This is a genomic window from Sphingopyxis sp. BSNA05 (assembly GCF_013265645.1).
Lineage (GTDB): Bacteria > Pseudomonadota > Alphaproteobacteria > Sphingomonadales > Sphingomonadaceae > Parasphingorhabdus.
This window is the reverse complement of the sequence record NZ_PYIA01000096.1, coordinates 23,633-31,121: the sequence shown is the minus strand read 5'-3', so window position 1 is coordinate 31,121 and position 7,489 is coordinate 23,633. Positions and strand designations below refer to the sequence as shown.

Sequence of the window (7,489 nt, the reverse complement as noted above, 5' to 3'; positions counted from 1 at the left end):
AGACCCGTGACGATGGCGCGCCCAGCACGCGGCGCTTTATCGAGCGTATGGGACAGTTTCTGACGTTGGTCGGGCTGGCCTCGCTGGTGATCGCCGGAATCGGCGTCGGCAATGGTGTCGCCTCCTACCTGCGCGGCAAACAGGGCGCGATTGCGACTCTCAAGATACTCGGCGCCGACAGCCCGATGATTTTCCGCATCTATCTTTTCCAGATCATGGCGGTGGCCTTGGGCGCGATTGCTCTGGGACTCGTGGTCGGGGCCCTGGCGCCGCTGGCCATCATCCAGATCGCCGGCGATGTCCTGCCCATCAAACCGGAGTTTGCCGTCTATCCGCTGCCGTTGCTGGTCAGCGCGCTCTACGGACTGCTGATCGCCGTCATCTTTGCCCTGCCGCCCCTGTCGCGGGCCAAGACCATCCCCGCAGCGGGTATCATCCGTGGAGAAGGCAAATCCTGGCGCCAGATCGACCGGCAAAGCTGGATCGGTGTTGGCCTGGCGATAGCAGCGATCATAGCGCTCGCCCTGGGCACGGCCAACGAGCCTCTGTTCTCGGCCTCCTTCATCGGCGCGGCGGCCGCTATCTTGCTGCTGTTGACGGGACTGGGGGCACTGATCCGCTGGCTGGCGAGCAAGGCGCCGCGGCCGAAACATCCGCTCATGCGGCTCGCCCTGACCAGCCTTCACCGTCCCGGTGCCCAGACCGGCCAACTGGTTGTGGCATTGGGACTGGGTCTTACCCTGTTCGCTACGCTTGCCGCGATCCAGACCAGCCTGACCAACGAAATCCAGTCGACGGTGCCGCGCGATGCGCCCAGTTTTTTCGTGCTCGACATTCCGGTTGAACGGGCGGACGAGTTCCGTTCCAAGGTCGCCGAGACGTCCAGAGCGGCCGAAGTGAATATCGTACCGACATTGCGGGGATCCATCACCGAGTTCCGCGGCCAGCGCGTATCGGAACTCGAAACGCTGCCGGAAGGCGCCTGGGTACTGCGTGGTGATCGCGGCCTGACCTATAGCACGACCATCCCCGAAGGCAGCGAAATCACCGAGGGCGAATGGTGGCCTGCCGATTATGACGGACCGCCGCTGGTTTCGGTTGATGAAGAACAAGGCGCCGCAATGGGGCTGAAGATCGGCGACAGCCTGACGGTCAGCCTTCTCGGCGTGGAAATCCCAGCCAGGGTCGCGTCCTTCCGCAAGGTCAACTGGCGCAATTTCGGCTTCAACTATGTGCTGGTCTTCCCGCCCAGCGTGCTCGCCGATGTGCCGCATAATGTCGCGGCGACCATCCAGATGGACACGGCAAAAGAAGATACGCTCCTCAATATCCTGCCCAAGGAATTCCCTTCCATCTCGATGGTGAAGGTAAAGGAAATCGCCTCCCAGATCGGCGATATACTCGACCAGATGGCGACTGCGATTGCCGCTGCCGCCTCGATCGCGATCTTCTCCGGCATTGCGGTGCTGATCGGCGCCATTGCAGCATCGCGTCAGGCCCGGGTTTATGACAGCGTGATCCTGAAACTGCTCGGCGCCACCCGCGCACAGATATTGTCGGTTCAGGCCATTGAATATGCGCTGCTGGCATTTCTTCTGTCCGCAGTGGCATTGGGCCTCGGCCTGTTTGCCGGCTGGTTCGTCATCACCCAGATTTTCGAGTTCACCTGGCAGCCGGATTGGGCAATTGTCCTGCTGACGCTGGCCATCGGCGCGGTGGCTACCTTGGGTATCGGCTTGCTGGGGTCCATTCCGGTATTGTCTGCCAAACCGGCCAGAGCACTAAGAGAACTTTAGATTTTCCCGTTCGCACTGAGCTTGTCGAAGTGCTTCTACCGCCACGCGCCGTCCTTCGACAGGCTCGGGACGAACGGACGATGATTCGTTAATCCTCATCCCCCGCCAATCGCACGGCCACTGGCGCGGAAAGGAACAATTGCGCGAGATGATAGAAAATCAGCGGGAGGATCACGAGGCCGGCCCGCTCGGGGGCAAAAATGATCGCCGCTAGCGGAGCGCCAATAGCAACGCTCTTTTGGGCGCCGGAGAATAGCAGGGTTTTGCGGTCTTTACGGGTGAACCCCATAACGCCGCCCAGCAGCCAGCTGCCACCGAAAGCCAGGCCGAGCCACAGCAGCAGAGCCGCTGCCAGCCAGGCAAATTCTACGCCGCTCACCCGGCTCCACATGCCGGCAATTATCGCGGCGGAAAAGGAGACATAGACCGCAAGTGCGATCGCGCCCCGGTCGATCCAGCCCGTCAGATCCTTGTGCTGCATCACAACGGGTCGCAACCATTTTGAAAAGTCTGCCCCAGAACGAACGGCAGCACCAATATGGCGGCAAGCTTGATGACCGTATCTGACGTAATCTCGACGCCTGCCGCACTGGCCAGCAGGGCAAACAGGAGCGGCGACAGGAAGACACCGACGAGATTTATGGCTGCACTGGCCACAACCGAGGCGGCGACATTGCCTTTTGCAATCGCGCAATAGCTTGTCGCTGATTGCACCGTGGACGGCAAGACGCCCAGAAACAGAAAGCCTAGCGCGACATCGGCGGGCAGGACCTGATCCACCAGTTTCGAAAGCGACAGGCCGATGGCCAGCATTACGCCGAAGACCCAGAAGAATATCGTTCCCTGCAACCGGATATTGCGCAGACCTGCCTTCACTTCATGACGTTCGAGACGAATTCCGTGCAGCAGGAAAACCGCAAAAATCCCGGCGTTGAACAAAATGCCGGCAATATCTTTGGCTGCCCCCTGTACTGGCAGCAGCGTCGCCAAAAGCACCGCTCCGCTAAGCAGCCAGATGAATTTGTCATTGAGGATCAGACGAAGGGTTTGCATGGTGAAACCGCCAAATGGATGGCGTCGAATGATTTGGCAAGCTTTCTAATGTTGCGGCGCAGCACCAAACAGGCTAAGGGCGCGGCAATATTGGGGCTTTGCCTATGGCCGCCCTATCCTCTCTTACGGTAGAATCTAATATGTCCCTTCGCAATATCGCAATCATTGCGCACGTTGATCACGGCAAAACAACTCTGGTTGACCAGCTTTTCCGCCAATCCGGAACATTCCGCGACAACGAACGTGTCGAGGAACGGGCCATGGATTCGAACGACCTGGAAAAAGAACGCGGCATCACGATTCTCGCAAAATGCACCAGTGTCGAGTGGAAGGGCACGCGGATCAATATCGTCGATACGCCGGGCCACGCCGACTTTGGCGGCGAAGTAGAACGTATCCTGTCGATGGTCGACGGTGTTATCCTGCTTGTCGACAGCGCTGAAGGCGCCATGCCACAAACCAAATTCGTGACCGGCAAGGCTCTGGCTCTTGGTCTGAAGCCAATCGTTGTCGTCAACAAGATCGACCGTCCCGATGGGCGTGCGGAAGAGGTTCTCGACGAAGTCTTCGACCTTTTCGTCAATCTCGATGCCAATGACGAACAACTCGATTTCCCGGCGCTCTTCGCCAGCGGTCGTAACGGCTATGCCGGCGATACTCCCGAGGTACGCGAAGGCGACCTGTCGCCGCTGTTCGACAAGATCATCGAACATGTTCCGGAGCCCGACGTCGATCCCGACGCCGAATTCAAATTTCTGGTCACTCTGCTCGACCGCGACAATTTCGTTGGCCGGATTCTCACCGGCAAGGTCGAAAGCGGAAAAATCGACATCAACATGCCGATCCATGCCATCGACATGGATGGCAATATTGTCGAGGCCGGCCGCGCCACCAAGATCATGGCCTTCAACGGTCTCGAGCGGGTCCCTGTGGAAAGCGCCAAGGCAGGCGATATCATCTCTCTCGCCGGCCTGACCAAGGCGACCGTTTCCAACACAATCTGCGATGTATCGGTCAAGGAACCGATCGCTGCCCAGCCGATTGACCCACCGACGCTTTCGATGCGCTTTGCGGTGAACGACAGCCCGGTTGCCGGCCGCGAAGGTGACAAGGTCACCAGCCGTGTGATCCGCGATCGTCTGGCACGCGAAGCCGAATCGAACGTCGCCATCAAGGTTACCGAAAGCGACGACAAGGACAGCTTTGAAGTCGCTGGCCGTGGCGAATTGCAGCTCGGCGTCCTGATCGAAACGATGCGTCGCGAAGGCTTCGAACTTGGCATTTCCCGTCCCCGGGTTCTCTACCGCGAGGAAAATGGCAAGCGTCAGGAACCTTATGAGACCGTCGTCATCGACGTCGATGACGAATATGCCAGCACCGTTGTGTCCAAGATGCAGCGTCGCAAGGCAGAACTGACAGAGCAGCGTCCCTCGGGTGCCGGCAAGACGCGCCTCACCTTCTCCGCTCCTTCCCGTGGACTGATCGGCTATCATGGCGAGTTCCTGTCCGACACGCGCGGCACCGGCCTGATGAACCGCCTGTTTGAAAAATATGACGATTACAAAGGTGTGATTGAAGGCCGTCCGGTTGGTGTTCTGGTCTCCAACGGTACCGGCAACACCGCAGCTTATGCGCTGAACATGCTCGAAGAACGCGGCATATTGTTTATCGGTGCACAGACTCCGGTCTATGAAGGCATGATCATCGGCGAGAATGCCAAACCAGGCGATCTCGACGTCAATCCGATGAAGTCAAAGGCGCTGACCAACTTCCGCGTTTCCGGCAAGGAAGACGCCATCCGGCTGACCACACCGAAGGTCATGACGCTGGAACAGGCGATCGCCTATATCGACGATGACGAACTGGTGGAGGTCACGCCGAAGAATATCCGTCTGCGCAAACGCTATCTCGACCCGAACGATCGCAAGAAGGCATCACGCCAGGCAGCTGCGGCCGCGTAATCCTGCGCGGATCAGGGTGCTATCGGTTCCACGATAAAGATCTCGCCATCCCGATCCGCCAGGAACATCACGCCGTTTGAATTGCGGCCTATCGCAACCAGACCGTCGATAGCGCCTACATCTGGCTCAAAATCCGCGTTCAGCAGTTCAAAATTCAGGGACTGGACAGTTTCGCTGGCCTCAATGGCCTGTCGCGGAATTGCCCAGATATTGCCTGTGTCTTGATCTGCAAAATATATTTTCGCTGAGATTGGCGATGGCACCCTGATAGTAGATTCCACCAAGCACCGATCGTCCCTGCCGATCACCAGTCCCGAATGCATATTCGGCAAACGGATTTTTCAGAAGGTCCGGGTTTCCGGCTTGCAAGGCCGTTGTGCCTTCGAAAAAGGGCCAGCCGAAGTTTGCACCCGGTTCGGCAAAACGGAATGCGCTGACTTCTTCCAAGCCACCCTGCCCGCTGTCACCGAAGGTGACACTGGCATTGCGAATTTCCATGCCTCTGGGGTTCTGCACGCCAAGCCCGAAGACAAATCTGTCGCCACCGCCCGCCACAAACGGATTGTCAGCAGGTGCCAAGAAATAGGTCGGTGAAGCACCAGCGAATGGATCGGGGTTTATACGCAAACGCAATATTTTCCCCAGTTGAGAATTGGTATCTTGCGCATTGGCGGAGTTGCCGGCGTCTCCGATCGCGAGAAATAGCAATCCGTTGGCGTCAAACGCGATGCCGCCCCCGTAATTTATGTCGCCAGGATGATCGATCACCAGTCGAGTGCCCGTCCCTCGCAAACCCTCGAGACTTGTTCTGACCATCCGGCGGATCGTGATATTGCTGCCGATCGTGGCAAAAGTGCCGGTGTTCTTTGCAACGACGAACGCCCAATAGGCATTGCTCGTCGCAAACTGATTTTCAACCGCGAGTCCCAACAGTCCGGCCTCACCATCGGTATTGACGTTCGCCAGGACTCTGTCTTCCGTTATTGATCGGGTTACCGGATCAAGCTTCGAGATGACGCCTCGTTTTTCCGTTACAAAAATATCATCGTCTCCCGGGATGCTGACCAAAGCAGTGATGTCGGATAATCCCGTTGCGATTCGTCTTACGGCGATATTTTCCTTATCATTCTGCACCGTGACGGCAATATTTGCAGATACATTGGCGGTGGCATCGCTAACAGTAACGGTAATATTGTAGATATTATTGCCGTCGGAATCGGTCGGTAATTCGAAATTCGGTGCTGAACGGAAGGACAACGCTCCGGAAGAGTTGATGATAAATTCGTCCGCATCGGTTCCGGAAAGAGAAAAATTCAACTGATCGCCGTCGCTATCGCTCGCTTGTACGGTCAGCACCGCTGTCTGATTTTCAGTGATCACTGCTGAGCCGATCGCCGATATTTGCGGGGGAGCGTTCATAGTAGAAGGTAATTGCACCGGACTTGTAGAACTGCTGCCTCCACCACAACCGACAAGTAAAAAGGTCGAAGATAACAATAAATAACCACGCATCCTGGTACAACTCCTTAAAATTCAATTGAATGATAACTTCACGAATTTTTATTGGCAAGGCTCGTTGGATCTAAATAATTTACATCTCAATATATTGTAATATGAGCGAGCCAGAAACCCAGCAAATTTACCGACGAACATAAAGTCCCTAAAACGGTCGGTCAGCCGTAAGTGTACCCATGGCAAACAGCCAGCGATCAAGATCTCGCGGCTCTGCAGCCGGATTGCTTGATTATGCGGAACATAAACCTATCGTCGCCGTTGCGAATCTGGAGAAAGAGAAAAAACGTGAAATGGATGCTGCTTCCACTCAGGCGCTATGCGGATTTTAGCGGCCGCTCCCGGCGCAGGGAATTCTGGATGTTTTTTCTGTTCCAGTTCCTGATCCATATTGCGTTTTTGCCATCTTTTTTCTGCTTGGACAAACGATGTTCGCGGCAGCAGCCGGAATCACCCTCGATCCTGAATCTCGACAAGTTCCTCCAATTAATGTCATAATAGTCATGATATTCATGGCAATATGGGGCTTGTTCTGGCTGGCGATGCTGATCCCGAACGCAGCGCTCGTAACACGGCGTTTCCACGATCAAGGCGTCCCGGGATTCGTTGGCATTCTTCTGTACATCGGGACCGTCATTTTTACCCTGCCCGGCCTCGCGATTTTGATTTTCATGTGCTTCGGCGGCAAAAAGGGTGACAATAAATATGGCCGCGATCCCAAGATGACCGAGAATGTCGGAGACGTCTTCAGCTGAAGCCTGCCTTCGGATATCTCATTAGACAACATCTGTTTGATTTTCGCGAAGGTTATGGCAAAGCGCACTCAACTTCAGAGAACGAGTATTTATCATGACCGACGAACAAAAATCCGATCAGGCCGACAATGCAGCAGCTGGACCGGACACGCCGCCCGACCGCCTCGCCATCAATCCGCGCAGCCCGCATTATGGTGGCGAATTGCTATCCCGCGGCATCGGGATCAATTTTCGCGGCGACCGCAAACATAATATTGAGGAATATTGCGTTTCCGAAGGCTGGGTTAAGGTCCAGGCGGGCAAAACAATGGATCGCAAGGGCAATCCGCTGCTGATCAAGCTGAACGGCGAAGTCGAAGCCTGGTTCGAAGACCTCGGCGATGATGCGCCAAAGATTGGCAAAAACGCTTAA

7 protein-coding genes and 1 pseudogene are annotated in these 7,489 nt (G+C 56.2%); 6 read left to right on the top strand and 2 right to left on the bottom strand.

Translation table 11 applies throughout. The annotated features are described in order from the left end of the window. Positions 1-1,796, top strand: a 1,796-nt coding sequence (locus C8024_RS10925; RefSeq protein ID WP_173205026.1) for an ABC transporter permease, incomplete at its 5' end; no start/stop codon positions are given. Between the two features lie 88 nt (positions 1,797-1,884). Here C8024_RS10925 and C8024_RS10920 read toward each other — a convergent pair. Next, positions 1,885-2,849: pseudogene (locus tag C8024_RS10920) on the bottom strand (bile acid:sodium symporter family protein). 140 nt (positions 2,850-2,989) lie between these two features. On the opposite strand from C8024_RS10920, the gene typA reads away from it, so the two are divergent. Next, positions 2,990-4,810, top strand: coding sequence for a translational GTPase TypA (gene typA, locus C8024_RS10915; protein ID WP_100094515.1), 1,821 nt, complete (start codon positions 2,990-2,992; stop codon positions 4,808-4,810). A 180-nt stretch (positions 4,811-4,990) separates the two neighbouring features. On the opposite strand, the gene C8024_RS10910 is transcribed toward typA, so the two are convergent. Beyond that, positions 4,991-6,322 carry a PQQ-dependent sugar dehydrogenase gene (locus C8024_RS10910; protein WP_173205022.1) on the bottom strand — a complete coding sequence of 444 codons (1,332 nt, stop codon included), beginning with the start codon at positions 6,320-6,322 and terminating at the stop codon, positions 4,991-4,993. A gap of 179 nt (positions 6,323-6,501) precedes the next feature. Here C8024_RS10910 and C8024_RS21620 point away from each other — a divergent pair, with 179 nt between their 5' ends. From C8024_RS21620 to C8024_RS10895, 4 genes are all read left to right on the top strand, one after another. Beyond that, complete coding sequence (locus C8024_RS21620; RefSeq protein WP_254305814.1) at positions 6,502-6,654, top strand: hypothetical protein; 153 nt, start codon at positions 6,502-6,504, stop codon at positions 6,652-6,654. After that, positions 6,620-6,820: a DUF805 domain-containing protein gene (locus tag C8024_RS23370; RefSeq protein WP_367947288.1), complete on the top strand. Its 201-nt coding sequence runs from the start codon at positions 6,620-6,622 to the stop codon at positions 6,818-6,820. The genes C8024_RS21620 and C8024_RS23370 overlap by 35 nt, the downstream gene beginning before the upstream one ends. Continuing rightward, a complete protein-coding gene (locus C8024_RS10900) occupies positions 6,751-7,077 on the top strand; it encodes a DUF805 domain-containing protein (RefSeq protein WP_173205016.1) in 327 nt (108 codons plus the stop codon). The genes C8024_RS23370 and C8024_RS10900 overlap by 70 nt, the downstream gene beginning before the upstream one ends. Positions 7,078-7,171: 94 nt before the next feature. Beyond that, the gene (locus tag C8024_RS10895; protein ID WP_173205013.1) at positions 7,172-7,489 is read left to right on the top strand and encodes a DUF3297 family protein; all 318 of its coding nucleotides are present in this window, start codon (positions 7,172-7,174) and stop codon (positions 7,487-7,489) included.

Coding starts and splice junctions, on each gene's coding strand:
- typA (WP_100094515.1), top strand. CDS start 2,990: ATGTCCCTTCGCAATATCGCAATCATTGCGCACGTTGATCACGGCAAA.
- C8024_RS10900 (WP_173205016.1), top strand. CDS start 6,751: ATGTTCGCGGCAGCAGCCGGAATCACCCTCGATCCTGAATCTCGACAA.
- C8024_RS10895 (WP_173205013.1), top strand. CDS start 7,172: ATGACCGACGAACAAAAATCCGATCAGGCCGACAATGCAGCAGCTGGA.
- C8024_RS21620 (WP_254305814.1), top strand. CDS start 6,502: ATGGCAAACAGCCAGCGATCAAGATCTCGCGGCTCTGCAGCCGGATTG.
- C8024_RS23370 (WP_367947288.1), top strand. CDS start 6,620: ATGCTGCTTCCACTCAGGCGCTATGCGGATTTTAGCGGCCGCTCCCGG.
- C8024_RS10910 (WP_173205022.1), bottom strand. CDS start 6,322: ATGCGTGGTTATTTATTGTTATCTTCGACCTTTTTACTTGTCGGTTGT.